The 24,255-nt window shown below is 65.9% G+C and carries 25 protein-coding genes and 1 riboswitch; of the genes, 4 read left to right on the forward strand and 21 right to left on the reverse strand.

From position 1 onward, the window contains the following. Positions 1–5: 5 nt before the first annotated feature. From eno to BDW41_RS07185, 3 genes are read left to right on the forward strand one after another with little or no spacing between them, the layout of a single operon-like run. Entirely contained in the window at positions 6–1,277 is a 1,272-nt protein-coding gene (eno, locus tag BDW41_RS07175) for a phosphopyruvate hydratase (RefSeq protein WP_074546063.1), read from the forward strand. Between the two features lie 7 nt (positions 1,278–1,284). After that, positions 1,285–2,874, forward strand: a complete 1,590-nt coding sequence (locus BDW41_RS07180) for a hypothetical protein (protein ID WP_083337459.1) — start codon at positions 1,285–1,287, stop codon at positions 2,872–2,874. Beyond that, entirely contained in the window at positions 2,871–4,379 is a 1,509-nt protein-coding gene (locus BDW41_RS07185; RefSeq protein ID WP_074546061.1) for a DNA mismatch repair protein MutS, read from the forward strand. Before BDW41_RS07180 ends, BDW41_RS07185 begins: the two co-directional genes overlap by 4 nt. Positions 4,380–4,413: 34 nt before the next feature. On the opposite strand, the gene BDW41_RS07190 is transcribed toward BDW41_RS07185, so the two are convergent. The 6 genes from BDW41_RS07190 to BDW41_RS07215 form a co-directional block, all read right to left on the reverse strand. Then, on the reverse strand, positions 4,414–5,049 hold the full coding sequence (locus BDW41_RS07190) for a Chromate resistance protein ChrB (RefSeq protein ID WP_199535297.1): 636 nt from the start codon (positions 5,047–5,049) through the stop codon (positions 4,414–4,416). A 132-nt stretch (positions 5,050–5,181) separates the two neighbouring features. Next, positions 5,182–5,619: a universal stress protein gene (locus BDW41_RS07195; protein ID WP_074546057.1), complete on the reverse strand. Its 438-nt coding sequence runs from the start codon at positions 5,617–5,619 to the stop codon at positions 5,182–5,184. Continuing rightward, positions 5,616–6,836, reverse strand: coding sequence for a cation:proton antiporter (locus BDW41_RS07200; protein ID WP_074546055.1), 1,221 nt, complete (start codon positions 6,834–6,836; stop codon positions 5,616–5,618). Before BDW41_RS07200 ends, BDW41_RS07195 begins: the two co-directional genes overlap by 4 nt. Next, positions 6,833–7,201: a DUF190 domain-containing protein gene (locus BDW41_RS07205; protein WP_074546053.1), complete on the reverse strand. Its 369-nt coding sequence runs from the start codon at positions 7,199–7,201 to the stop codon at positions 6,833–6,835. Before BDW41_RS07205 ends, BDW41_RS07200 begins: the two co-directional genes overlap by 4 nt. 186 nt (positions 7,202–7,387) lie before the next feature. Beyond that, positions 7,388–7,453, reverse strand: a riboswitch (Fluoride riboswitch). 40 nt (positions 7,454–7,493) lie between these two features. Then, on the reverse strand, positions 7,494–8,414 hold the full coding sequence (locus BDW41_RS07210) for a nucleotidyl transferase AbiEii/AbiGii toxin family protein (protein ID WP_074546051.1): 921 nt from the start codon (positions 8,412–8,414) through the stop codon (positions 7,494–7,496). Next, on the reverse strand, positions 8,407–9,165 hold the full coding sequence (locus tag BDW41_RS07215) for a type IV toxin-antitoxin system AbiEi family antitoxin domain-containing protein (RefSeq protein WP_074546387.1): 759 nt from the start codon (positions 9,163–9,165) through the stop codon (positions 8,407–8,409). Before BDW41_RS07215 ends, BDW41_RS07210 begins: the two co-directional genes overlap by 8 nt. A 205-nt stretch (positions 9,166–9,370) precedes the next feature. On the opposite strand from BDW41_RS07215, the gene BDW41_RS07220 reads away from it, so the two are divergent. Further along, positions 9,371–9,742 carry a DUF3742 family protein gene (locus BDW41_RS07220; protein WP_074546048.1) on the forward strand — a complete coding sequence of 124 codons (372 nt, stop codon included), beginning with the start codon at positions 9,371–9,373 and terminating at the stop codon, positions 9,740–9,742. A gap of 6 nt (positions 9,743–9,748) precedes the next feature. Here BDW41_RS07220 and BDW41_RS07225 read toward each other — a convergent pair whose 3' ends face one another. The 15 genes from BDW41_RS07225 to BDW41_RS07300 form a co-directional block, all read right to left on the reverse strand. Continuing rightward, positions 9,749–11,266, reverse strand: coding sequence for a conjugal transfer protein TraG N-terminal domain-containing protein (locus tag BDW41_RS07225; protein WP_074546046.1), 1,518 nt, complete (start codon positions 11,264–11,266; stop codon positions 9,749–9,751). A 17-nt stretch (positions 11,267–11,283) separates the two neighbouring features. Further along, positions 11,284–11,643, reverse strand: coding sequence for a hypothetical protein (locus BDW41_RS07230; RefSeq protein WP_074546044.1), 360 nt, complete (start codon positions 11,641–11,643; stop codon positions 11,284–11,286). Continuing rightward, entirely contained in the window at positions 11,643–13,046 is a 1,404-nt protein-coding gene (locus BDW41_RS07235) for an integrating conjugative element protein (RefSeq protein WP_074546042.1), read from the reverse strand. Before BDW41_RS07235 ends, BDW41_RS07230 begins: the two co-directional genes overlap by 1 nt. Before the next feature lie 9 nt (positions 13,047–13,055). After that, the gene (locus BDW41_RS07240; protein ID WP_074546386.1) at positions 13,056–14,009 is read right to left on the reverse strand and encodes a TIGR03756 family integrating conjugative element protein; all 954 of its coding nucleotides are present in this window, start codon (positions 14,007–14,009) and stop codon (positions 13,056–13,058) included. A 5-nt stretch (positions 14,010–14,014) separates the two neighbouring features. Then, entirely contained in the window at positions 14,015–14,416 is a 402-nt protein-coding gene (locus BDW41_RS07245; RefSeq protein ID WP_199535303.1) for a TIGR03757 family integrating conjugative element protein, read from the reverse strand. Between the two features lie 195 nt (positions 14,417–14,611). Beyond that, positions 14,612–15,187, reverse strand: a complete 576-nt coding sequence (locus BDW41_RS07250; protein ID WP_074546038.1) for a hypothetical protein — start codon at positions 15,185–15,187, stop codon at positions 14,612–14,614. A gap of 108 nt (positions 15,188–15,295) precedes the next feature. Then, positions 15,296–15,790, reverse strand: a complete 495-nt coding sequence (locus BDW41_RS07255) for a JAB domain-containing protein (RefSeq protein ID WP_074546036.1) — start codon at positions 15,788–15,790, stop codon at positions 15,296–15,298. Between the two features lie 194 nt (positions 15,791–15,984). After that, positions 15,985–16,773, reverse strand: coding sequence for a DsbA family protein (locus BDW41_RS07265; protein ID WP_074546034.1), 789 nt, complete (start codon positions 16,771–16,773; stop codon positions 15,985–15,987). 11 nt (positions 16,774–16,784) lie between these two features. After that, positions 16,785–19,697: a conjugative transfer ATPase gene (locus BDW41_RS07270; protein WP_074546031.1), complete on the reverse strand. Its 2,913-nt coding sequence runs from the start codon at positions 19,695–19,697 to the stop codon at positions 16,785–16,787. Beyond that, entirely contained in the window at positions 19,697–20,146 is a 450-nt protein-coding gene (locus BDW41_RS07275; RefSeq protein WP_074546029.1) for a TIGR03751 family conjugal transfer lipoprotein, read from the reverse strand. Before BDW41_RS07275 ends, BDW41_RS07270 begins: the two co-directional genes overlap by 1 nt. Further along, the gene (locus BDW41_RS07280; RefSeq protein WP_074546027.1) at positions 20,127–21,635 is read right to left on the reverse strand and encodes a TIGR03752 family integrating conjugative element protein; all 1,509 of its coding nucleotides are present in this window, start codon (positions 21,633–21,635) and stop codon (positions 20,127–20,129) included. Before BDW41_RS07280 ends, BDW41_RS07275 begins: the two co-directional genes overlap by 20 nt. After that, positions 21,625–22,563 (reverse strand): TIGR03749 family integrating conjugative element protein, encoded by a 939-nt coding sequence (locus tag BDW41_RS07285; RefSeq protein ID WP_074546025.1) that lies wholly within the window; start codon positions 22,561–22,563, stop codon positions 21,625–21,627. Before BDW41_RS07285 ends, BDW41_RS07280 begins: the two co-directional genes overlap by 11 nt. Next, entirely contained in the window at positions 22,560–23,336 is a 777-nt protein-coding gene (locus BDW41_RS07290; protein ID WP_074546023.1) for a PFL_4703 family integrating conjugative element protein, read from the reverse strand. The genes BDW41_RS07285 and BDW41_RS07290 overlap by 4 nt, the downstream gene beginning before the upstream one ends. After that, positions 23,333–23,809, reverse strand: coding sequence for a TIGR03750 family conjugal transfer protein (locus BDW41_RS07295; protein WP_074546020.1), 477 nt, complete (start codon positions 23,807–23,809; stop codon positions 23,333–23,335). Before BDW41_RS07295 ends, BDW41_RS07290 begins: the two co-directional genes overlap by 4 nt. Before the next feature lie 10 nt (positions 23,810–23,819). Continuing rightward, the gene (locus BDW41_RS07300) at positions 23,820–24,251 is read right to left on the reverse strand and encodes a TIGR03745 family integrating conjugative element membrane protein (protein WP_083337458.1); all 432 of its coding nucleotides are present in this window, start codon (positions 24,249–24,251) and stop codon (positions 23,820–23,822) included. Positions 24,252–24,255 lie beyond the last annotated feature (4 nt).

The following is a 24,255-nucleotide window of genomic DNA, read 5'->3' on the forward strand; positions in this document are numbered from 1 at the left end:
CACTTATGCAAAGCCTGCACATCACTGCCATCGATGCAATGGAGATCCTCGACTCCCGCGGCTATCCCACGGTGGAGGCCAGCGTCGCGTTGTCCAACGGTATGCGATCCACGTCATCGGTACCTTCCGGCACATCCATCGGTGCTCATGAAGCCGTGGAGCTGCGCGATCGCGACCCGCTCCGATATGCAGGTAGAGGCGTGCAGCAAGCGGTGTCGAACATCCGCGATCTCATTGCACCCGCCTTGTGCGGAATGGACCCAACAGATCAGGAACGCCTGGACGAGCGCCTGATCGAATTGGATGGAACTGCAGACAAGGGGCGTCTGGGCGCAAACGCCATGCTTGCGGTTTCGCAGGCATGTGCTCGCGCCGCTGCTCGCAGTCAACAGTTGCCCCTCTACGCCTATTTGAGCGGCGGACAGGCCACACGCCTGCCAGTGCCGATGGCCAACGTCGTGAATGGCGGAAAGCATGCCGACAGTGGTCTCGATGTGCAGGAGGTCATGATCGTCCCGCTCGGCGCCCCGAATTTTGCGGAGTCCTTGCGATACGTGGCCGAGACGTTCTACGCCCTGCAACGGCTGCTGAGCAGCCGTGGCCTCACGGTGGCGGTCGGCGACGAAGGAGGCTTCGCGCCTCTAGTGCGCAGCAATGAGGAGGCGTTCGATTTGGTCATTGAGGCCATCGAGCGCGCCGGCTACAGGCCCGGGAAAGACATCGCCCTTGCACTCGACGTGGCGGCGAGTTCTTTTCATCAGGACGGCCGCTACAAGCTGTGGCGCACGGACTATCGCACCAAGACGAGCAGCGAGCTGACCGCAATGTACCGGGCCTGGGTTGCGAAGTACCCGATCGTCTCAATTGAGGACCCGCTGGCCGAAAGCGACTGGTACGGCTTTCAAGCCCTGACGGCGGAGCTGGGTGAGAGTATCCAGATCGTCGGCGACGACCTCCTTGTGACCAACACCCGCTTCATCGAGCGCGGTATCGAGGAAAAGGTGTGCAACGCGGCGCTGATCAGGCTCAATCAGATCGGCACGTTGACGGAGGCCGTGAAAGCGATCGAACTGTGCCGGCACGCGGGGTGGGAGGCCGTGGTCTCACACCGTTCAGGGGAGACGTGCGACAACTTCCTCGCAGACTTCGCTGTCGCGATGGGCAGCAGCCGCATCAAAGCCGGCTCGATATGCCGCGGCGAGCGGGTCTCCAAGTACAACCGGCTGCTGACAATCGAGCGGGAACTCGGAGCCCGTGCGCGGTTCATCGGTGCATAGAACAATCATGGACGCCACCGCTAGCTCAACTCTTCCACGCGCCCGTGAGGTCGATCGCGGCCTGGACAAGGCAATCCCGTTTGAGAGCATCCTGGGCGAAGGCGCCAGCGTGCACACGGCGGAGCAGCCAGACTGCTTTCACGACCTCGGCTTGGACCAGATCGTAGAGGCCGTCGTCTCGCCTTGGAAGGACTACGACCTCGGAGGGTTCTTTCACGCCAGTCTCTCCTCTGAGGACGCCATCGTGTACCGGCAGGAGGTGATGCGTGACCTCGAACAGCCGGACATCATGGCCGCCTTGCGCGGCTTTACCGATCGCCTCGTGGGCATGCGCCAACAACTGCCCCTGGCGACCAAAAGCTATAACGAACACGAGCGCAACCGCTGGCATCTTGGTGCGGTCCAACGCTATGGCGAGGCCATCACGACGTTGAGGCAGGAGTTGACCTCGCTGCTTCTGCGTTCGCGCGGGCTGCGACGCTGGCGCGAGTACATCGAGCGCTACTCACAGTCCTCGTCCTTCACGCGGTTGATGGAACAGGCGGCATGGTTGGAGCGCGATCTGGCAGCCATCACCTATACCGTCACGATCGAAGGCGCCGACGTCTCGGTCCGTCGTTATGCCGACGAGCCGGACTACACCGCCGAGATCGAGCAGACATTCGCGAAATTCCGGCGAGGCGCGGTGAAGGACTACCTAGCCAAGCTGCCCGTCACTGTGGGGCTCAACCACATCGAGGCCCAGGTACTGGATTGCGTCGCCCGGCTGAACCCAGAGGTGTTCGGCGCACTGTCGATATTCCGCCAAGAGCACCAGGTCTTCGTTGATCCGCAGGTGGAGCGCTTCGACCGTGAGATCCACTTCTACATAGGCTGGCTCGACTTCATCGCCCCATTTAAACGTGCGGGCCTGGCGTTCGACTATCCCGACGTGTCGAACGCAACGAAGGACATCGAGGTGCACTCGGGCTTCGATCTGGCCCTGGGCCGCCGCCTGCTTGGGGAACAGCAGTCCATCGTCTGCAATGACTTCAATCTTCATGGCGAGGAAAGGATGATCGTCATCACCGGCCCGAACCAAGGTGGCAAGACGACCTTCGCGCGCATGTTCGGCCAGCTTCACTGGCTCGCCTGTATCGGCTGCTCGGTGCCGGCCGCGCAGGCCCAGCTGTTTCTCTTCGATCGAATGTTCTCTCACTTCGAGCGCGAAGAAGACATTCGCAATCTGCGCGGCAAGCTGCATGACGATCTGGTGCGCATGCACCACATCCTGGCCCAGACGACGCCGCGCTCGATCGTGGTGATCAACGAGATTTTTTCGTCGACCACGCTGGAAGACGCCTTGTACCTTGGGGACGAAGTGCTCAAGCGGCTCGCCCTGCTCGACGCCATCACGGTCTGCGTGACCTTCCTCGACGAGCTTGCCAGCTTCTCGCCTTCGGTGGTGAGCATGGTTGCCGCGATCGATCCGGTAGACCCGACGGCGCGCAGCTTTAGGCTCGAACGGCGGCCGGCTGACGGCCTGGCGCATGCCCTGGCCATCGCCGAGAAATACCACGTCACCGGCGACTGGCTGAAGAAACGGATACCGCCATGAAAGCCTTGTTGATGCACCCGGATCGCGACTTCGACGGCGACCGACCGGTCCCGGTGAATGCCGCTACGCTCTCGCAGGACCTCGAACTGTCCACCTTGTGGACGGCCATGGCGGGTGACGACGATTTTCTGCTCGACATCGCGCGCAAGGCGACCTTGCTGGCGCTGGATACTGACGCGGCAACTGTGCGGCATCGCCAACAGGCGCTCATGGACGCGCTTGCTCATCCGACCGAACTGCGCGCGCTCTACGCCCTGGCAGTCGAGACGATCGAAGGCCGCAAGAAGCACTGGTTCGGCAGTTTCATGAACTACCCGAGCGGTGTTCTCCACAGTTCGGTCGACCTGATGCAGTTCTTGGTCGGCATGCTGCGAAAGCTGCGGACCTTCGCGGAGCGCGAGGGCGCGACGTTCGGGTCGCCGGGATTCAGCGCGCTCTTTGCCATGCTGCGGGCCGAATTCGCCGACGACTACCTTGCTACTGTGCAGCGTCACCTGAAGACGTTGAAGTTCGACGGTGGAGTGCTTATCAGCGCATCGCTCGGACGCGGTAACGAAGGCATCCACCACGTGCTGCGCCTGCCGCCCGAGAAGCGTCCGTTCTGGCAACGGTGGCTCCGCAGAGGGCCGCCGGAATTCGGGTTCCACCTGCACGAGCGGGACGAGGCCGGTGCTCGCTTCCTCAGCGAACTTCAGGATCGCGGCGTCAACCTGGTGTCCAACGCGCTCGCGCAGTCTTGCGATCACGTCCTGAGCTTCTTCCAGATGCTGCGCACCGAGTTGGCGTTCTACGTGGCCTGCCTCAACCTGCACGAGAAGCTGGCCGCCGCCCAGGCCCCGTGGTGCTTGCCCGGCATGGCCGAGCCGGGCGCGTTGCAGTTTGCTTGCAAGGACCTTCGCGACGCCTGCTTGGTTCTCAAGATGGGCGCAGCCGTCGTTGGCAATGCCGTTGAAGCCGAGGGTCGCGGCCTCATCGTCGTGACGGGTGCGAACCAAGGGGGCAAGTCCAGCTTTCTGCGGGCCTACGGTGTCGCGCAGTTGATGATGCAGGCCGGGATGTTCGTCTGCGCCGAGGCATATGTCGGTGAGCGCTGCACCGGCCTCTTCACGCACTACAAGCGAGAAGAGGACGCTTCGCTCAAGAGCGGCAAGCTGGACGAGGAGCTGGCGCGGCTGAACGATATTGCCGATGCCATCCGGCCAGGCGGCCTGTTCCTGTCCAACGAATCCTTCGCCTCAACCAACGAGCGCGAGGGGTCGGAGATCGCACGCCAAACGGTGAGCGCGCTGCGCGAGCGGCGCATCATGGTCGTCGCCGTCACGCACCTGTTCGACTTTGCGCACCGGCTCGCGGCCGAGCACCGGGCAGATACGTTGTTCCTGCGTGCCGAACGACGAGAGGACGGGTCCCGCTCCTTCAAGTTGGTCGTAGGTGAGGCGCTATCGACCAGCTTTGGTCAGGATCTCTATGCGCAGGTGTTCGGCACGGCGGCGGTACCAGGCTGACCTACCGCTTTTGTGAGGAAAGCGCGGCGGAAGATCACGTCTTCTTCCGAGTCGTTTTGCGAGGGGCCTTCTTGGCCGCGGGCGGCGCATTGACACCGATGCGCGGATTGCCCTTCAACGGCGCCTTCGAGTTCTGCTCGCGTTCAAAGACCTCGGCCGCATAGGCATCGAGCAACGATTCGCACTCCGCCAGCTGCTTTTCGGCGGTTTCACGCGCCGGCGCACCGTAGAAATCCAGGGTCTTGATGCGCTCCAGCCAGTTCTTCAGCTTCTTGAGGTCTTCGTCGTTTTCCTTGAGTTCCGCAAAGGTGTAGTGGTCCGCATCGACTTCCTTCGCGACCTCCTTCTTGTAGTCGGCGCACTTGTCCAGGAATTCCTCATAGTCCTGTTCCCGGTCCTTCTTGAAGTAGGCGACGACACGCTCCTCCTGCTTGGGGTCAAGCGCCAGCGTCTCGAAGATGACGGCGTCTCCGCCACCACGCTCGATCTCGCTTTGGACCATGCGTAATTGACGCTGGTGCTCGGTGGTTGCCGGCAGCACGCAGATGCTGTTCTGGATATAGACCGCCCCCAGGCTGCGGATACGCCGCCAGATGGCCACGCGCACCTTTGACGGTTCACTCGGAACCTTGTAGGTCAGAAGGAGCCAAGCGGACGTCGTCGTTTGCATCATTCACCATGTAGCGACCGTTACACAAAGTTTGTATGGTACCGGGTTACGGCGTCGGAGGCACGCCCGCGCTACAGCGGTGGAAACGCTCTCGGCGGCACGTGACATGCGGCCGAGGAGCACTGGAAGGCCTCATGCAGGCGATGGACTGCTCTGCCGCACGATGGTGACCGCGCAGGGCGCGTAGGCCACGACCTGACGCGCAATCGAGCCGATCAGCCAGCGCTCGAACAGCGTGTGTCCGCGGTGGCCAACGACGATGTGGTCGATGCGGTGCTGCTCCGCATAACGCACCAGTTGCTCTGCGGGATGGCCGACGACGAGCTGGGCTTGTGCGCTCAGGCCATCGTTGGCTAGGCGCACTCTCAGCGCCGAGAGGACGTGGTGGTAGCGGCGCTGCGCATCCTCGATGGCAGCTTCCGCCTCCACTTCGTCACCGAACTCCGGGGGGCGTGCCACGACCAGCACGTGTAGTTCGGCGCCGTAGCGCTTTGCCAGGTCGACGGCGAAGCCGTATGCCTGGTCGGCGGATGCCGACCCGTCATGCCCAAGTAGGATCTTGTGGATCATGATGCTCTCCTCACAGGAGCGCCGCTCCCTTCACCGATGGCGGCGGCTTCATCGGGCTGCGCCGGAACCTTGTCGATCAAGTGGCGCGGCAGGAAGAAGGCGTTGGCGACGAGCGTCGGCACTACGGCGCTCAGGATGACCGTCGCCACCAGGGCCGAATACTGTGCCTGGGTGATGACGTTGTGCGATAGGCCGAACAGCGCCGCGATCGTGCCGAAGGTCAATCCTGTGGACATGAGCATGGTCGTATAGGCGGCCTCGCCGCGCGGCGCCTTGTAGGCGCGTGTGACCGGATAGACACCGACGATCTTTGTGACCATCTTGGCGACGAGCAGCACCAGCATCGCCGCAGGCGCTGCCACGAGTGCGGGGATGGACACCAGCGAACCGGCACGAATGAAATAGAACGGGGTCAGCAAACCAAAGGTCAGCGTGCGCAGGCGCCGGACCAGCACATGGTCCTTGCCGACGGTGCCCGCCAGCACCATGCCGATCAGGTAAGCAGGCAGCACGGCTTCGCTTTCTGCCCAGGTGGCGAGTGCGCCCATGCCGAATAGGCACAACATCAAAAACTTTGCTTCCAGCTCTGACGGCCGACCACCGAAACGGCGGAAGAACCACGGCGTAATGATGGGCAAAACAATGAAGACGACCACGCCGGCCCCTAGGAAGATCAGGGTGCGCATGCTGAATGGCGCGAACAGCAGGCCGAGGGCGACGACGGTAGCCAGGTCCGTCACGAAGCAGGCGGCCAGGACCGTCTTGCCGTAGTTCGTCTGATTGAGTCCGAACTCCAGCATGACCGCGTACACAACGGCGACGGAGGTAGTGGACATCGCGATGCCTGCGAGCCAGCTTGCCTGACCCGACCAACCGAGCGCGAACCGGGCAATGGCGGCACAGCCGAGAAATGGCACCAGGAAGCTGATGAAGCCGACAGCGCAGGCCTCCTTCCACTGCCGCTTGAAGACCACCGGGTCCAATTCCGCGCCGGCCAGAAAGGTCAGCACGATGGCACCGGCCCCGGCGAGGAACTTGAGCCAGGAGGCATCGCCTGCCAGGATCGTGCTTCCGAGCAGCGCGCCGATGATCAACTGCGCAATCGTGCCGACGACGATTTCCGAGAGCGCTGTGGCTACCTTCAGCCAGATCGACAACAGTGTGGCGATCAATGCCAGTCCTAGCCAGAGCGCGGCCTGAGCCCAGATTTCGGTCATGGTGAGCCTTCCTTGGGCAACACACCGCCGTTCGTGGGGTCGCCTTGTTTTGGGTTGATGACGCCGAAAACCGCGGGAATGCGTGCGTAGAACACGCGCACGTTTTCCTTCCGCAGCAGCGCGAGCAGCTGGTCCACCTCGTCGTCGGTGACGATGAACTCGACCTCCACGGTCAAGGTGCCGGCCAGCTCGAAGAAGTGATCTTCATGAAGGACGTGGTGGCTGCCGAAGCCGGCCATTGCCCGGAAGGCGGACCCGCCTCGGATGCCCAGCTTGTTCGCCTGTTGCAGGAGCCACTCCCACAGCAGCGTGCGATGGATGCGCTGATCCTCGTGGACGTAGAAGCGCAGGAAGCAGCCATTCATGGCCGCAGCTCCGGGCAGCCCAGGAATGCGAGCGCACTCCTCGAGCCTGGAGGGGGCTCATCGCTCGCGGTCGCAATCGCGAGCCCTGGAAAGCGTGACGATTCGTTCACTTCCGGCTCCTTCAGAACATGGAGCGGGTGGGCATTGGTCGAACCGGAAAGAAAAATGCCTACCGCGCTCACGTTGAGCTTGGTAGGCATCATCAGCCCTTCGGAGGGCGGTTAGAGGAGGTATGCCATCTCCTGTGATCCATTCTAGCGAATACCCCTCGGAGCGGCAACTTCGGGGCGTGTCAAGTCTTGCCCAAGAGCCCTTCGAGGATCTCCGCCTGTTTCGTGAAGTCTTCTGGTCGGCGCTGCCGGAAGGTTTCTAGGTTGCTGAGCTTCCAGCGCAGAGCGGGTAGTTGCGCCGCATGCTGACAGTGCAGCAAGGACCAGTCGGGTTCCGCTCGCACCAGGCCGGTCAGGAATTGCCGCTGCGCAGCCGTCAGTCGCTGCGGCAATTCGCTTCGCAACTGCCTGCGTGCTTGCAGGAGCGTGTCCAGCGAGCTGTCCACCTCAGTCATGCCGACAAAGGCCCGCTCATACTCGGCCGCGACGTCCTTGTCGTTGCCAAATAGCACTTCATGGGGCGGCCTGTTGTGTCCTGCGAGGTACACCACGAAGCACTCGACCATGCCATCGCTGATGCCTCCCGATTCGTAGAGTTGCCATACGTCGAACAGGTCGCGCGGATGCTGCCGGTCCAGCGCGGCGACCAATTTGCTGGCGTACAACTCGTCTCTTGCCAGCATCGGCAACTCGAATTCAACGCCGAACAGGTCGCTGCTTCGACTGCTTAGCGGCCGTCGCTCGGTCGGGAGGACGCTACCGCGAAACACGACGTTGACCTCCACCTTGACCTGGCTGGAGTCGTTCTCGACGATCAGCTTGGTGTCTCCCAAGTCCTTGGAGCGAACCAGGCGAGTCTGCACACCCAGCGGTGCGACACGGGTGGCGATGGCCGCCAGCTCCTGATTGATCGCCTGCAGCGCTTCGTCCCGTGGGGTCTGCCAAGGCAGGTACACGACATCGATATCCACCGACAGCCGCGGCATGTCCTGCACGAATAGGTTGATAGCCGTGCCACCCTTCATGGCGAAGACGTCGCTTGCGAACACGTCTGGCGCGACGGACAGCAGCAGACGAACCGTGTCGGCGTAGGCTTTATCCATGAGGTTTCAGGCTCAACAAGGTTCCGTCGTCCATTCGGCTCATCCAACGTGTTGAACTACCGCTGCGGACCGAGTGGTGCGCCAGCAGCGCATCCACGTCCACGAAGTTGGTCTCGCGCGCCCAAGTGAGGAACAAGCGCACTGCCTTCACGCTGGTGCAACAGGACAGCAGCTGTCCGAGCATGTCCTTGCGAGGGCTGCGCAAGCCGTCGAAGAGATTGCGCGCCTCTTCCAGACTTTGTTTCGTGCCGGCTTCGTAAAGCAGCTCCAGAACGGCCCGCTCCGAAACCGCCACCTTTAGCTCCTCGGGACTGCCCGGAGGTGTCATCAAGGTCTTGCTGGCCAGTGACGTGTCTGGCCACTCGAACAGGTGGGCGTGGACGTAGCGGGCTGGAAAGCGGGAGGTGAACCAGGCCGGTAGCGCGTAGCGGCTGTCGCCCCACAGAACGAGGGTGTCCCGGCTGCCCAGGTTGTGCCTGACGCCCTGCAGCGCCAGGGCACTCTTGCCGCCGACATGCAATCCGGGCACCCGCCGCTGCAGGAACTTGAGTGCCCCGTAGACGCCAAACTCGTCATTGGGGAAAGCGTAGACGCCCTGCGCCAAGCGCACGAGCCAGCCCCCGTCGGCATAGTGGGCCGCGAGCTGGGGCGATACCTGAAACCGGCCGAGGGTGGCCAGATCGAACGGCGCCCCGCGCGGTAGCTCCGCCTGCAGCTTCTTGATTACTTGGTGACGAGATTTTCCATCCATGCTATAAAAATAGCACAAAATCCAATCAAGCATGTTGCCACCCTGTAGGTGGAGTCGTAAAAATAGCATATGGCTTTACTTTTGAAGCAAAATCTAATCAACATGACGCCAGGCTACCCACGCAGCCCGTCTGCGACGAACTCGCGGCGGGGGGCGAGCTAAACCACAGCTCGGGTGGGGTATCCCTGTCGAACGGAGGTGCAACATGAGTACCAACTCGCACAACGCACATTGGAGCGGCCGGCTGGGCCGGGCGGCTGGCCGCGCCTGGCGCGGCTACCGACGCCAAGAAACACGTACCGCAGCCGCCCTCAGTGCTCGTGGAATACCTGCCGCCTTCACGCGCGTCATCTTGTGGGTGGGACAACTCGCAGTCCTCGCCATGCTGCTCTACGCAGCTTTCTGGGTGACTCTGTTGGTCGCCGTGGTGCTGGTCGTCCTGATCGCAAGAAATCAGGACGACGAGGACGAGGCGTCCAACCCAACGGAATGGCGCTACGGGTCGGCGGGCTACGGCCTCTACACGTCAGACGAGCACCGCATCGACCCACACGACCCTGAAGACGAACAGCCGTAGAAGCAACTATTTCGCGGCCTTGAGCGCAACCCCTGCGCCTTTGCCTCCCGCTGCTTGAGCATCGCGTGTGCCGGAGGCCAAGCCTTGAATGGCGTTGCCGGCGCGCACCCCCACCCATCCGAGCGCGGTCACCCAGAAGGTCGGCAGAACGATGAACATCGCCGCCAGCACGAAGTTGAGCAGCATGTCTCCGAAGGCGTTGTTCAGCCCGATCAGCGGGTCGAAGTTGGTGTGGGGCCGGTTCGCTCCGAAGCCCCAGCCGTAGAGCGCATCCAAGATCGTGCTGTCCAACCAGCGCCCGAGCTGGAACCAGAAGTCCACGAAGAACAACGCGAACTCGACGCAGCTCACGGTGATGACGGCTTTGAGCTCGTAGGTGCCGAACAGCAGCACCAGCGGGATGCAGATCACCAGCGCCATCTTCAGCAGCGACAGCACCATCGGCAGCGCCTGGCGAACCACGTCCATCGCCGGGAAGAACCCGATCGACCCGACGGCCAGCCCGAGGTCCCCCGCGCCGCGCGTTACGACGTTGGGCAGGGATTTCTCAATCTGGCCGCCGTAATCCGTGTAGACGGAACCCTGGTTCATCTTCTGCTGCTTCGGCGAAACCACCGCGCGGACCACCGAGTCGTTGACCTCGTTCTGCGACAGGAAGCCCGCCCAGCGCCCCAGGCGCGTCAACAGATCGGGATCGACCTGAGCCAGCAGGCGCGCGCGCAGCCCGCTGCTGCCGTCCGACCACCACTGCCGACACGTCGGGTAGCCCCCTCCGCTGTCCACCTGGGCGAGGCCCGCATCGCGCGTCGCGTCATAAGGCCAGGCCGTGCGCGGCGTGCTCGAATGGTAGGTGTCGTAGAAGCCTGCATTGCTCTGGAAGTAGCTCGACCCGATCCAGGTGACGTCGTTCATCTGGTCATCCGACAGCGTGGGCCGGTTCATGAACAGTTTGGCGCGCGACGGGCCATAGCAGTCATGCACGAAGTCGCCGACCTCCTGCGCGAGCACCGGGTCGTTGATGCGCGTGGCGTCCACGTCCATGCGGATCTGCCGTAGGTCTGTCCCGCAGGGAATGGCCGCCACCGCGGCGCCGGTCACGGCCTTGGAGATGGCGTGCATGAAGAACCACCACACCGGCAGCAGCGCGCTCTGATTGTTCAAAGTCGTGTAGACGTTCGCCCAGCCTGTGTCGGCGGGCTGAGGCACGTTGACCTGGCATTGCGCCGAGCGCGTGGTGTCGAACTTGATCGTGCTTAGGTCGACGGGGATGAAGGGGATGCCGGCGAACATGATGACGAAGATCGCCACCCACACGCGGTTCTCGATGCGCATGGACGACAGCACACCCTTGTTGCCCTCGTCCGCGCCCTCGGCGCGTGCGCGCAGCCACTCGTGGATCACGATGGCGCCGAAGGGCAACGCGAATACCCCCGAGGCCACGAGGATGTTCCAGATGCCGTTGTTGACCACCCAGCCCACGAGGGTGAGGTAATACTCGAGATAGTCCGTGGTGTAGAGCGTCATGACGTTCTCCCCGTTCTTCAATTCGCGCGCAGCAGTTGGCTGGCTTCGAGCAGCACGACCGCGACGACGGCGGCCACCTCCGCGCGTCGCAGGCGCTGGCCGGCCTCGGGCTCTGGCTCGCGCTCATGCAGGCGAGCACGCATCCACCGCCACCCAACCGCCGTGGCGGCGTACAGCAGCAGCCGCCAGACCAGGAAGTGCAGCGAGTGCGCGCTCAGCCAGCGCTCCCAGCCCGCGACGCTGCCGACGACGCCGATGCCGATGACGTTGATCGCCACCGCAATGCCTGCGACCAGCAGCGCCCACAGCAGCCCGAGGCCGACGCGGCGGTTGAACAACCAGGCTGGCCGCAGCCAGCGCCATCCGATGCCGGCCATCAGTGGCTCCGCGGCTTCTGCACTTCCTTGAGCCGGTCGCGCGTGGTGTCGCCCTCGAAGATGCCCCGCGAGCCGCCGGCCCGCGTGTTGTGGCGCTGGACGATCGCCATCGCGGAGTTGCCCGCGAGTGCGCGCCGCAGTTCGAGCTCGGTCTTGAGGTTGTTGATCTCCTGCTCCAGCGCGCCGTTCTCCTGATCGACCGCCTTCACGGCGAGGTCGTTGGCCGCGACGTTGGGTTCCTTCTTGCCGGTCAGCAGCGTGCGCTGCAACAGCAGGGCCTTCTCCAGCACGGACGACAGCGCCGCCTCCGAAGCCAGGCGCTTGCCGAGCAGGTCCTGGTCGGGCTCGTCGCGCAGCGCCTCGATGACGCCGCGCGTGATCGGCAGCGAGTTGCTGCCGGCCGCTTCCAGGTTCGCCACCGTCGTGGGCTTCGCGCCCGTCACCAGGTCTTGCAGCGCCTGCAGCTTGGTCTCGTACTCCTCCTGGATGACCGGCGTCAGGCCCACGCCCGGCGTGGTCTGCGTCTTGGTGCAGGACTCGCAGGTGCGCTGCTCGCGTTCGCCGAGCACGCGCGTCGCAAAGGCGGCGGCATCGTCGGGAGAGCTCCAGGTCTGGCAGGTCAGGCGATTGCCGCAGCTGGCGCGCGGGATCGACGAGGTATCGCTGACGCTGCGGCTGTTCAGCAGGTTGTAGCCGGCGCGGGTGACGTCGCCCACCACCTTGATCGAGCTCTGGCTCGCACCACCCGCGCTGGCGCCCCCGACCCAGGGCACACCGTTGTTGCCCTTGTTGGACTCGGCCTGCTCGACGGAAGCCACGCCGTCGCCGTTCGCGCTGACCGCATCGCGCATCGCAATGCCTTCGGACAGCTGGTCCCAACTGGTTTGACCGCCGGCCATGTCTGCCATACGGTTGGCGATGGCGCGGCAGGTCATCTTCGAGCGATCGAAATCCAGCCGTGCCTGCAGCACACCGTTGGTCAGCAGGTTGTAGAGACCCGGATCGGCGCGCTGGATGATCAGCGCCGGCAGCGACGCCACCGCGGCCGTGGCGTTCTGAATGACCGACGACATGATGGCCTGGAAGCCATTGGTCAGGCCATTGAGTTGATTCTGGAGCGTCGTCGTGATGCTCATGTTTCCGCAGATCAGGTTGCTGTTCCACCCGATCCCGACGCCGATGCTCTGCATGTTTCCGGCGCCGCTCATGGAGACGGCGCGGCCACCGCCCACGCTGTAGAGCACGTCGTCGCCGATCACGCTGCCGCTGACGCTCACGCTGTTCGGGTCGATGCGGGTTTGCGCCCAGGCCACGCCCACGGCTGCTGTGACGGCGCAGCCGAGCGTGATCGACAGTGCGTGCGGCCTGGCGCGTCGAAGGAAACGGAAAAGAGCTGCTTTCATCGGATCACCTCACTGGAAATCGACGCTACCGAGGAACACCTGGCCGCGGCGCTGGCAGCAGGCGTAGGGCCGCCACAGCGCGAAGGCGTAGTCGCCCTGCTGGGCCTGCACGTGCACGTTGCTGTTCGGAAAGACCGCGCACGTGGTCGAGAGCGTTGGGGTCAGCTCTTGCCACTTGCCGGTCGAGGCATCGCTCTCCATCAGCGCACCGGCGGGCCAGTAGCCGTCGCTGGCGGTGGCGAGCAAGGGCTGGTACACGTGGGGCTGCATGCGGCGGGTCACCACGTCGCCCGCGCGCTGCGCGACCACCGCCCCGCTCTTGTAGTCATCGGTCTGGTGAAGGAAGCCGCCACGTGCGTAGACGTTGCCCCACAGGTTCAGCGTCGTGCGCGCGCCGATCTCGCGCATGCCGGGAACGAGGGCTTCCGGGTAGACCAGCTCCGGGATGTTGTAGCGCCAGGCCAGCGTGTCCAGCGTGCTGAGCAGGTACGGCATGAAGGCCGTACCCGCCCCCTGGCAGGTGTAGCCCGACGCGCTGGCGAACTGGCTGAAGGCGTAGCCACCAGGGTGGCCGATCACGTCCGCGTTCTTGAACTTGGCGAGGTTGTTCTCGTTGTCGTGGTTCGTCGTGCCGTCGCCGCCTGCCTTCGCCGTGGAGTTGGGCATGCTCATCGCGCGCACCTCGACCCACGGGTTCGCACCCGTGTTCGAGTAGCTCGATACCACGGCATCGGGCACGTAGTGCCGCACCTTGGTGGACGTGCGCACCGAGCAGCCGAAGGGCGTGCAGAACAGCCAGTAGCAGATGCCGACGACGCGGTAGGCCAGGCAGTCAGGCGAGACGGTCGAGGCCACGATCGTGGCGGTGTCCAGCGCGAACGACGATGCGGCACCGGCCAGCAGCACCGAGGCAAGGCCCAGGCGCGCACGGCGCGAGCAGGCCTGCGGCAACCGCAACGACAGGCGGCTCATGGTGTGGACCTCCGGAACGTGTCGATGCGTGCCACGGCGCGGGCCACATCCGCGTCTCCGTAGACCACGTAGCGGCGATCGACCACCACGGCCGGCAGCGCGGCGATGCCCAGGCCCCAGGCATCGGTCACGTCCTGGTAGGCGCGAGCGATGCGTCGCTGCAGCTCGGGGCCGCCGTCGCGCAGACGCTGCTGCACGATGGCGGCGGCGCGCGCTGGATCGGCGGGCAGGTCGGCCGCCAGTTCAGCCTCGATGCGCGCCGGCAGGTCCAGCTCGACGAGGCGTGCTCCGGCCACGGACTGCACCGGATGGCTGCGGTCGGTCACGACGAGCACGTCTGCGGCCATTGCCACGGCGCTGAACGTCGTCAGCGCGGTGAGGGCCGCGAGCAGCGCCATGCTCGTGCGAAGGGTTCGCCCCAACCGCGAAGCGATGAAGAAGGGAGCCGTCATGCCAGGCGTCCTCGGAGTCGATCGAAGGCTCCATCGAACGCCAACACGAGCCCGGCCGCGACAAACAAAGCGCACGAGCGATGCCCCGCTTTGCCTCGGCCAACGACCAAAGAAAAGCGGGAGCCGAAGCTCCCGCGGGGATCAGTGGATCGCGGCCGCAGCCTGCACGGCGCGCAGCGCGTGCTTGCGCCAGAACGGATCGACGACCCGGCCGGCCAGGACGCGCGCCTGCAGGCGGAGCCCGGCGGCCGTGCAATGGTTGTCCCAGCCCGCCTCGAAGGCCGCCTCGACGCGGAGGTATTCGACCTGCTTGGCAACGGCGGCGATGTCGTCGTCGGAGAGGACGGGCTCGCACCAACGGATGGCCGTAGCCCAGACCTGGCCGGCGAGCACCAGACGGCCGAGTTCGTCATGCACGAGGACCAGCTCCGGCCGGAAGCCCAGCGCGTCGGAGTCAAAGTTCAGCTCGAACTCGTCGTTGGCCACGCACGCGGCGGCCATCGCCATCGCATCTTCGATGAGGCCGCGCTGGCCGAGCGCGAGCTTGCAAGGCGCCCACCAGGTGCCGTAGACCGGATCGTCTTCCGGGTACTCGACCTCTCCGCAGCAGGTGATGGTGAACTGGCGCCAGAACACGTCTTCACGGATGAAGGTGCCGGCGCGGTAGGGCGTGGCGACGAACGACACGCCTTCGACAACATGGATCTTGGGTTGCATGGCAAAGCTCCTGGGAAGAAATGCGCAGGCGCCACAGGTCCGCACGGGCCTGGACTACCCGCGCGGGTTGAAGAAGGGAGAGAGTCGGGAACGGATCGAGGCCCGCGGCTACAGCAGGCCGTGATCGGCGAAGGAGTACGGCGGCCCCTCGCCCACGATGAAGTGATCCAGCACGCGCACGTCGACTAGCGCGAGTGCAGTCTTGAGCGTTTGCGTGATCGCCTCGTCGGCGCGCGAGGGCTGGGTCACCCCGCTGGGATGCTGGTGGGCAAAGACCAGTGCCGCGGCGTTCAGCGCCAGCGCGCGCTGGACCACCACCCGCGGATAGATCGAGGCCGTGTCGATCGTGCCTCTGAACAGCGGCTCGAAGGACAGGACACGGTGGCCGCCATCCATGAAGATGACGGCGAACATCTCGTTGGGCTCTCCGACGAGCTTCAGGTGCAGGTAGTCGCGCACGGCGGCGGGACCCGACAGGCAGGGACCGGCCTTGAAGAGACGCTGCTCCAGCAAGGTGATGGCTTGCCGGACGATCCAGTCTTCGTGCTGGGCGGCGATGAGGGACAGTGACTCCGCGCGGGAGTCGGCGACGATGCAGGACATAGCGAACCTCCAAGGGGTGAAGTTGGGAGGTCCCGGCCCCGGGGGGTGGACCCTCCGGGACGAGATGAAGAAGCACGAGCGAGAACAAGCGGCATCCACCACCGCGGGCGCGGTGGTTGTTCGCAGCCAGGGATGCAAAGCGAACGGGGCGATCAGCGCGGACGCATCCGCGGCGTAGCCTTGAAGATCGTCGGCTACCTGGGCATGTCGCCGGGGGACTCGGCAGGCATTTCCTTCGATGGGGCGGCGTCGGCGCCCCCCGCGGCTACTAGGTCGATGGCCGACAGCAAGGCGTCACCTTCGACAGGTCCGCGCAAGAGCAGCGTCTTATCGGACTGGCGGTCTTGCAGGCGCAACGTGGGTGTGGCGGCAATCTGCTGCTGGGCGGCTTCGGCGGCCTGCGCGCGGATCGCCGCGTCGGCCGCCGCGCCGTCCACGCACTGCTGCGCGGCTGGCGTGAGGCCGGGATAACGCAAGCCTTCGGGGAGGCCCTGGCCGTCGCCGCGGGTGTGGGCGTAGACCCATTCGACGGCCTGCCAGAACGCCGCCTGGCCGCCGTGCAGGCCGACGCATTCGACCAGGCGGGCCTCGGTGGACGCCGCTGGTTCGTGCATCGCCAGCGGCAGGTGGTGCCACTGCCAAGCCACGTCGGGATGCGCGTCGATCCAGCGCTTGAGCACCGTGAAGTACGCGCGGCAGAACGGGCATTCAAGGTCGGCGTATTCGATGACCGTGAAACGCGCATCCGAGCGGCCGTAGCGCCAGGGCGGGCCGGCCGGCATCGGCGCGGCTGGCCGCGCGTTGAGCAGCGTATCGGGCTTGACCCCGCCGAGCATCCCGACGGGCAGCGTCGTCGCAGCGGGGTCGGCGCTGGGCGAAGTATCCGGACGCAGCATCGCCCAGACCACGACGACGATGAGCAGCGCCAATGCCGCGAGCCCGGCCAGGACGACGCGGGAACGATCGAGACGAGGCCAGCGCATGTCGATCTCCTTCAGGTCAGCGCATCGAGCGCCAAAGGCTCGATGCCGCGGGCGCGGTCGATCTTCTCGGCCACCTTGAAGGCCGCATCCAGTTCGCCGATGCCGTGCTGGCGCATCAACTGGAAGCGCTCGGCCTTCTCCTCCGGCTCGGTTTGCGCGAGCGCAAGGTACAGGCTGGGTGGCACCGCGCGGAACAGCACTTCCATGCTTTTGGAAAGGATCACGCCCTCGCTGAAACTGCCGGCCTGCTTGCGCGCCGAGAGCATCAAGGCCTTCTGCGCCGGGTTCAGCTCGCGGAAGCGCGCGATCTTCTCGACCTCATCGGGCGGCATGGACAGGCAAATCCACCACTCGATCATGTTCAGCATCGGCTCGGCCGCCTTGGGCAGGTCGTCGATGTTCTGCGTCGCCAGCCAGTACCACGCGCCGAGCTTGCGCCACATCTTGGTGATCTTGACGACGTAGGGCGCAAGCAGCGGGTTCTTGGTGATGATGTGGCCTTCGTCCGTGACGTTGATGATCGGCCGGCCCAGGAACTGGTCGCGCTCGGCGATGTTGTTGACCGTGTTGATGAGGCTGATGTACGCGATCGACAACTGCGCGTTGTAGCCCTCGCGCGCGAAGGTCGCCAGGTCGACGATGGTGATGTCGGCCTCGGGCCAGGGCGTGCCGGGCCGATCGAACATCTGGCCGTCCACGCCCTGGCAGAACATATCCATGGCATCGGCCATTTCCAGCAGTCGCGCGCGACGCGCTTCCGGCAGCGTGGCGTCGCGGGCGCGCTCGCGCAGCGCATCGCGCACGTCGCGCGTGAGCACGGTGCGCTTCTCGCTGACGCAGCGCTGGGCTGCGTCGAGGATGCACTGGCGGATCAGACTGCGGTCGGCACGCGTCATGCGCGCTTCTTCCTTGTCTTCGCCGCCGGTGATCATCAGGCGCGCGGTGATTTCCAGTTCACCCAGCACGTCGCGCTGCTCGTCCGCGTCCGCAGCCTGAGCCTTCTCGTCGCGGTCCTCGTCCAGGTCGTCGGCGTCGAGTGTCTGCACCTGGCTCGGTGTCTCGACGAGGCGATGCGCATCGGCGAACGGCGCGAGGCTTACGCCCGCGCCGGGCGCGAGCTTGACACGATGCACCTTCAGGCCCAGGCGTGCGGCGAAGTCGCCGAACAGGCCGAAGCTGTTGCCGGCTTCCACGATGAACATGCGCGGCCGGTAGATCGCCGTGACCTGGTTCAGGATGTTGTTCAGCGTGGCCGACTTGCCCGAGCCGGTGGGGCCGAACAGGAACAGGTGTGCGTTCATCTGCCGGTCGAGGCGGTTCAGCGGATCGAAGGTGATCGGCCCCCCGCCGCGGTTGAAGAACGTGATGCCCGGATGGCCCGTGCCCTGGCTGCGGCCCCACACAGGCGCGAGGTTCGCGGCATGCTGCGCGAACATCAGTTGCGTGTACCACTGCCGTTTGTCGAGTGCGGGGTCGAACACGCAGGGCAGCCAGCGCAGGTAGCTGTTGAGCGGCGCCACCTCGTCTTCCTCGCGCACCGGCTGCAGGCCGGCGTTGAGCATGACGTTGACCAGTTGCAGGCCGCGTGCATCGAGCTCGTCGAGGTCGCGGCCGCGCAGGTAGAACGCCAGCGCGCCGCGATAGAGCTTGTGCGCCGAGCCGATCAGGCCGCGCGCCTGCTGCACGTCTTGGCGAGTCTGCTCCGAAGCCAGCGTCTCGCCGACCGACTTCCGGGCCAGGTGGTTCAGGTGCGCTTCGAGCACGTCCTGCGGCGTGGCGACGACCGTGAGGCAGAGGATGGTGTCCTCGGGCATCTGGTCGAACAGGGCATTGACCGCATCGCCACCCTTGCGCGTCTCGCCGGTGAGGTGGCCGGTCGCTGGCGGCATGCGCAGCCGATCCATCACGACGACCCGGTGCGGCATGCCGTCGAAGGACCAGGTGCCACTGTCCACGTCGGAGCGCGGCCGGCCGAAGAACAGGCGCTGCGCGAAGTCGCCGCCCGCCAGTTCTACCTCAGCGTCGCTCCCGCCTGCTTCCGCTTCATCGGGATAGCGCGTGAGCGCATAGAAGCGCTCGCGGTCCTCGGCGCCGGGTCCGAGCAGCGTCGGATGCGGGTTGAACCAGCGCAGTAGCCAGTCGTGGACGTCGGCTGCGGCCAGGCGCCTGGCCTTCACGCCCGCGTTCGCCAGGCCGCCGGCGAGCCGGTCGCAGATCGTGGCGAGGGCCTGCTCCGGGGACTGGCCGCGGCGGGCTGTTGCAGCGTTGGGCGAGCGCCGGTAGACCACCATGCGTACACGCCGCACTTGGCCGCGCCACGGCAGACGCGTGACCGTCGTGTCCTCGAACAGGCCTCCGGGCTTGGCGATGGCGCGCAGGTGGTGCGCGAAAAACTTCAGATAGAACTCGGTGAAGGCACTCCCCTGCGCGCGCGGGCGCACGTAGTCCCCCAGGGTGCGCAGGTAGTGGTCCCAGGTCGATTCGTCCTGGGCGTAGAGCTGCACAATCCAGGGGTGGTCATCCAGCTCGTCGAACGAATCCTGCAGCGCGTTCTCCAGTGCATCGCGTGCCCGCCACAGCCAGGCCATCTCGCGGCCTTCGGTGCCTACCGGCGCCAGCTCGAAAAAAGCCGCCACGGACTGACCGTCTTCGAGCAGCATGCTCTTGGAGCCGGGCAGGTATTCGACCCAGGGCAGCAGGTCTGCGAACGCGGGCGCGACGTCGTAGAGCCGCTGGTGGTCGGCCTCGGTCGCTGTGCCGTGCGGCCGCGCGCGACCCGGCTCGGGAATGCCGGCGTCGGCCAGCCTCTCTACGTGTCGCTCCCAGGCGTCGCAGTCGTCGCGATCCTCGTCGGGGGCTTCCACCGGCAGGGTCGAGACGAAATCAGGCGACACCGCCTTGCGCGGCCATGGCAACCAGGCCATCAGTAGTCCTCCAGCCGCTCGCCCGGCATTGCGTACTGCACGCGCTGGTACAGCGGGAAAACGGTGCTGTAGCCTGGAACCGGCACGGGATCGGTGCCGGCCAGGTGCGGGAACACGTACATGACGAGATCGGGATTGGGCAGACGCCGGAACTGGCGGTAAATCTCGTTGCTCGCCGTGCGCGTGTACGCGGCGTTGCCCGCGGGCGTCGCACGGGTGTCGGCGTCGGTCAGCGGGCGCCGCAGGCTTTGGCGCGCATCGAGCAGCTGGCGTGCGGCCTGCCCGCCGACCGCGCCGCCTGCGCTACTGCCGCCGCCCGTCTCCTGCTGCCAGATGTCAAACATCGTGCTGTCGCCATGGGGCAGCAGTTTTTCCTTGCTCGTCGCGCAGCCACCCAGCACTGCGATGGTGAGCACGGTCGCCACAGCTTCAATCCAGATCCGACGCATGGGTGCCTCCGAGGGTGTGATTGACCCGGCGCCCCTTGGCGTCGTAGTCGATGAGAAGCGGACGCTCCAGGTGCACGGCGACCTTGGCGCCGGGCTGCACATACACCGCGGCGAAGGCCTGGCCGTAGAGCTTGTTGACCCACTGCGACATCTCCTGCACGCCACCCGCCAGGATGCGGCCCATGGCCTCGTTGCCGCTGATGCCGACGGTGCCGAGCGAACCGTTGCTGTTGGCGACTACGGCCACGCTGCCGTTGTCGGACTTGATGAGCGACGCCGCGCCGGCCCCCGCAGCGGTGATCAGTGCCTGGCTGCCCAGGTATTGCTGCGCATTGCTGCGCCGCTCGCCGCTGACGCAGGGGATGCCATAGGGATCGCTGATCCAGCCCAGGCCGCCTTGCGTGGAGCCGGTGCTGCCACCGCCGTTGCTGCCGCTGTTCGTGCCGCCACCGGTTTGACTGCCGTCCTGCCCGAGCTTGCTGTCGTCGGGCATGGTGCGGACGGTGCCATCGTTGAAGACGAACGTGACGGAGCGGATGTTTCCGCGCACGCACGAGAGCGTCCAGTCACCCGAGGCCGTGCCGCTGACCACGGCGCCGGCCACGTCGGGAATGTCGATGCCGTTGGCCGTGAGGTTGTCGGGGCCGATCAGCACCTTGAACGGAAAGGCGTCGTGCACCGTGCCGTCGACCGGCACGCGGCCGATCAGCGCGGTCATGGCGATCGAGCCCATGAGGGTCGCATTCGTGGGTACCGTGTAGACCGGCCGGGTCGAGCTGCGCACCGCGCCTGCCGCCTGCGTACCGGCATCCGCCACGGTGTCGGCGGCATTCGACAGGGTTTTCTGCGCCGGGCCGAAGCTGGTGGGAAAGCTCGGGCTGCTGGCCGCGCTGCCGTTCTTGGCCTGCGGCTTCGCGTCATCCGGTTCCACCCAGCGTGTGCCTGCCGTGCCACTGGTGCTGCCGCGATTGCCCGCGCCCTGGCCACTACCGAAGTTCTTGCCGTCGCCGTCTTCCAGACCGAGACCCACGGGCAGATCGGCCTGACTGCTCTTGCTGGAGAGTCCGTCGAGGCGCTTTTGCAGATCTTGCAGCAGGCCCTGGGTCTGCTGGCGGTCGTTGGCCACCTGGTCGCGGTCTTGCTGGATGCGACCGCGCTCGCCGTCCAGCGCGGTCTGGATGCGCTGATCGATCGCGCTCTCGCGGGCGCGCATGCGCTCGTTCTCGGTCTTCTGGTTCTTGTTGTCGGTGAGCGCGGTCTGCAGCTCGTTGCGCAGTTGCTTGACCTGAGCGACCAGAGTGGCGACGGTATCGCGGGGCGTATCGCCCTCGATGCCGAGTGCCTTCATCTCCTCGGGCGTGAGCTGGGTGGCGGCACCGGCCGGCGCGGGCTTGCCACTGCGATCACCCGAGAACAGCTTGATGCCGGCGAACAGCAGGAGCAGCGCCATCGGGATCAGCAGCCACTTCAGGAGCGGATTACTTTTCATCGCCGGCTCCTTGCGCTGCGCGGGGTGCACCGGCGGCACCTGCCGCACCGGCGGCGGGCAGGTTCACGGTAGCGTCGATGCGGCTGATCTTGGGCAACAGCGAATCGGCCAGGCCGTGCCCGCGAGTGACGAGGTAGACGACCGTCGTGTCGGTCGATTGCCCGGCCGGTCCCAGGCTCGCATGCTGGAAGGTGGCCGCCACGAAGTCGCCCTGCAGGGCACGCGGGTCGAGTTCCAGCGCGCGGGCCGTGGTGTTGACGAGGCCCACCGCCGTCACCCACTGGTCTTCGAGCCGCCAGGCGGCCAGCGCGCGGGCGCGCACCGGCAGCGTCGGCAGCAGCGTGTCCAGCGCGAGCTCGCGGCGCAGGTTCACGCGAGCGATGCCGGCGACAGGCTCAACGGTGCGCAGCGGCGCGTACAGGTTCTGCGCGGCGTAGCGCGTGAGCACGACGGCCACCGGCGTCTCGCGCCGGCGGGCGCGGGACGCAGCGTTGTCGGGTGACTCCTCGTCATCGGTCTTGGCGACCGAGGCGGCTTGCTCGCCGTAGCGCACGGCCGCTGTCTCGCCGTCGACGATGCGCACCGGCTCCAGCGCAGCCTGGCCCGCCTTGGCCGGCTCTGCGGCGATGTCGAGCAGGATCAGCGCGCCAGAATCCACGTCCTGCAGTTGCAGCCGCGTGGGCGGGATCGGCTGGGTCGCGCGCAGGTAGATCGCACCGCCCGCGCTCTGCACGCGCAGGCTCTCGCCTACCGAAGGCGGCACGCCGACGCGCACGTTGCGGTCGATGAAGACCACGCGTTCCTGGTTCACCACCAGCGGCACCGCGAGCGGCAAGCGCTCCCAGCGCAGGATTTCGACGGCGCGCGCGGGCGCGAACGCAAGAAACAAGAGGATGCCGGCCAGGGCCGGCAGCACGGTGCGCTTCATGGGGTGTCTCCCTGCGAGGCGGATGCGGGATTGCCGGGATTGGTGGGGGTGGCGAAGTTGGCCGGATTGGCGGCACCGCCAGACTTGGCCGGCACCATCGGCAGCGCGGTCGATGGATTGGCCGGCGAAGCGGCCGGTGCCGTCGTCGGCGCCTCGATGCGCTGCGGCGCGTTCGCGTAGCAGTCCAGGGCCAAGCCGAACGGGTTGTGCTCCGGGTCGATGTCCATGCGCACGACCTTGAGCGCGTAGCGCACCAGCGCGCGCTTGACCTGTTCCGAGCCGAGGTATTCGTCAGCGCTCACGTCCAGCGTGACGATCCAGTCGCGCGTTGACAGCACCTGCACACGCGTGGTCGGGTCGTCGCCATAGCCGCGCCCCGGAATCTCATAGATGCCGCGAACCCGCTGCCTCAGCTCGCCATTGCCGCGCCGGTACTCGTAGTCCTGCTGCAGGAAAGCCCGGCAGCTCGGCGTGAGGTAGGGCGACAAGGAGCGCAAATTGCGCGGGTAATCCTCCTCGCCATTGGTCGGCCAGCGCTGCACCTGCTGCCAGATGTAGAACGAGAAGGCATAGACGCTTTCGGGCGGCACCTCCCACCACGGGCGCGTGCTGCCTGAGCGCAGGTCCGGGGGCACGTGGATGGTCAGGCGCTTGGGTGCGTTCCACCAGCCCATGCCCAGGAGCAGCGCGATGACCAGCAGCGCGACGGCGCCCTGGCGCAAGGTGCGGACGTGGGCCTGCAGGTGCACCACCTCGTTCTTGAAACGACTCATGCGGCACCCCGCGAAGAACGCTGGATCAGTCGAAACGCAGGAGATCGCCGGTTGGTCAGTAGGCGCCGCGTGCTCCACCAGCCCGAGCGGGTGATGAGCTGGCCGCCGCCCACATGCGCGGCCAGCGCCGGGTAGCGCAGCGCGAGCCGCCATTGCAGTTGCCGGTACAGCCAAGTGTCGGGGCGCCCGCGCTTGTAGCGGCGCAGCAGGCCGCCTCCCACGAAGACGCCGACGCCGATGCCCAGGACGATCAACGTGGGCACCATGGCGATGCTGCGCGTGAGCCAGGCCAGCGGCAGGCCGGCCATGAAGCCGGCTGCCGCCGACAGGCCGGCGCAGACCCACAGCTCGTCGGCGGTGAGCCCGCGCACGACCACCGGATCGCGGTTGAGGCGATGCGGCAGGAAGCTCACGAGCCCATCGCGCGGGCCGCCGTGGGCAGCGTCCTGCAGGCTTTCGGCATGGCCGGCCATCGCGGTGCGCTTACAGGACGCCGGTGGCCTTGGTCAGCAGCCAGATGCCGACCACGAGCAGGATGGCGCCGACGGCGACCGTCAGGCCGAACTGCCCCCAAGTCGCGCGGCCGGTATGGATCTCCGAGTACCGCGTGTAGGCGTGGTAGCAGACCCCGATGAACATCGAGGCCACGACCAAGAGCGACACCAGGACGACAATGTCATAGCCATAGTTTTGGAGCGTCTGCATGATGCCGCTGCCCGTGCCGCGCGACGGGTCTTCCATCGTGGGAAGGCCCGCGGCACGAGACGGCCGCGGCGCGGCGAGTGCGGCGAGCGCGGCCAGCGGCGCGAGAGCAGCAGCGCGGCGCGAGAGCAACGACGATGCCGGCGCGGAAGCGGCCGCGACATCGGATGTCACAGCGGAGGTGCCGGGTGCAACGGAAGAAGACGTGTTCATGGCG

This window comes from Dyella sp. AtDHG13, from assembly GCF_003201105.1.
In the GTDB taxonomy this organism is placed as follows: domain Bacteria; phylum Pseudomonadota; class Gammaproteobacteria; order Xanthomonadales; family Rhodanobacteraceae; genus Dyella; species Dyella jiangningensis_B.

Excerpts from the sequence above, each read along its gene's own strand:
- eno (WP_074546063.1), top strand. The coding sequence starts at position 6 with ATGCAAAGCCTGCACATCACTGCCATCGATGCAATGGAGATCCTCGAC.
- BDW41_RS07180 (WP_083337459.1), top strand. The coding sequence starts at position 1,285 with ATGGACGCCACCGCTAGCTCAACTCTTCCACGCGCCCGTGAGGTCGAT.
- BDW41_RS07185 (WP_074546061.1), top strand. The coding sequence starts at position 2,871 with ATGAAAGCCTTGTTGATGCACCCGGATCGCGACTTCGACGGCGACCGA.
- BDW41_RS07190 (WP_199535297.1), bottom strand. The coding sequence starts at position 5,049 with ATGCAAACGACGACGTCCGCTTGGCTCCTTCTGACCTACAAGGTTCCG.
- BDW41_RS07195 (WP_074546057.1), bottom strand. The coding sequence starts at position 5,619 with ATGATCCACAAGATCCTACTTGGGCATGACGGGTCGGCATCCGCCGAC.
- BDW41_RS07200 (WP_074546055.1), bottom strand. The coding sequence starts at position 6,836 with ATGACCGAAATCTGGGCTCAGGCCGCGCTCTGGCTAGGACTGGCATTG.
- BDW41_RS07205 (WP_074546053.1), bottom strand. The coding sequence starts at position 7,201 with ATGAATGGCTGCTTCCTGCGCTTCTACGTCCACGAGGATCAGCGCATC.
- BDW41_RS07210 (WP_074546051.1), bottom strand. The coding sequence starts at position 8,414 with ATGGATAAAGCCTACGCCGACACGGTTCGTCTGCTGCTGTCCGTCGCG.
- BDW41_RS07215 (WP_074546387.1), bottom strand. The coding sequence starts at position 9,165 with ATGGATGGAAAATCTCGTCACCAAGTAATCAAGAAGCTGCAGGCGGAG.
- BDW41_RS07220 (WP_074546048.1), top strand. The coding sequence starts at position 9,371 with ATGAGTACCAACTCGCACAACGCACATTGGAGCGGCCGGCTGGGCCGG.
- BDW41_RS07225 (WP_074546046.1), bottom strand. The coding sequence starts at position 11,266 with ATGACGCTCTACACCACGGACTATCTCGAGTATTACCTCACCCTCGTG.
- BDW41_RS07230 (WP_074546044.1), bottom strand. The coding sequence starts at position 11,643 with ATGGCCGGCATCGGATGGCGCTGGCTGCGGCCAGCCTGGTTGTTCAAC.
- BDW41_RS07235 (WP_074546042.1), bottom strand. The coding sequence starts at position 13,046 with ATGAAAGCAGCTCTTTTCCGTTTCCTTCGACGCGCCAGGCCGCACGCA.
- BDW41_RS07245 (WP_199535303.1), bottom strand. The coding sequence starts at position 14,416 with ATGGCGCTGCTCGCGGCCCTCACCGCGCTGACGACGTTCAGCGCCGTG.
- BDW41_RS07250 (WP_074546038.1), bottom strand. The coding sequence starts at position 15,187 with ATGCAACCCAAGATCCATGTTGTCGAAGGCGTGTCGTTCGTCGCCACG.
- BDW41_RS07255 (WP_074546036.1), bottom strand. The coding sequence starts at position 15,790 with ATGTCCTGCATCGTCGCCGACTCCCGCGCGGAGTCACTGTCCCTCATC.
- BDW41_RS07265 (WP_074546034.1), bottom strand. The coding sequence starts at position 16,773 with ATGCGCTGGCCTCGTCTCGATCGTTCCCGCGTCGTCCTGGCCGGGCTC.
- BDW41_RS07270 (WP_074546031.1), bottom strand. The coding sequence starts at position 19,697 with ATGGCCTGGTTGCCATGGCCGCGCAAGGCGGTGTCGCCTGATTTCGTC.
- BDW41_RS07275 (WP_074546029.1), bottom strand. The coding sequence starts at position 20,146 with ATGCGTCGGATCTGGATTGAAGCTGTGGCGACCGTGCTCACCATCGCA.
- BDW41_RS07280 (WP_074546027.1), bottom strand. The coding sequence starts at position 21,635 with ATGAAAAGTAATCCGCTCCTGAAGTGGCTGCTGATCCCGATGGCGCTG.
- BDW41_RS07285 (WP_074546025.1), bottom strand. The coding sequence starts at position 22,563 with ATGAAGCGCACCGTGCTGCCGGCCCTGGCCGGCATCCTCTTGTTTCTT.
- BDW41_RS07290 (WP_074546023.1), bottom strand. The coding sequence starts at position 23,336 with ATGAGTCGTTTCAAGAACGAGGTGGTGCACCTGCAGGCCCACGTCCGC.
- BDW41_RS07295 (WP_074546020.1), bottom strand. The coding sequence starts at position 23,809 with ATGGCCGGCCATGCCGAAAGCCTGCAGGACGCTGCCCACGGCGGCCCG.
- BDW41_RS07300 (WP_083337458.1), bottom strand. The coding sequence starts at position 24,251 with ATGAACACGTCTTCTTCCGTTGCACCCGGCACCTCCGCTGTGACATCC.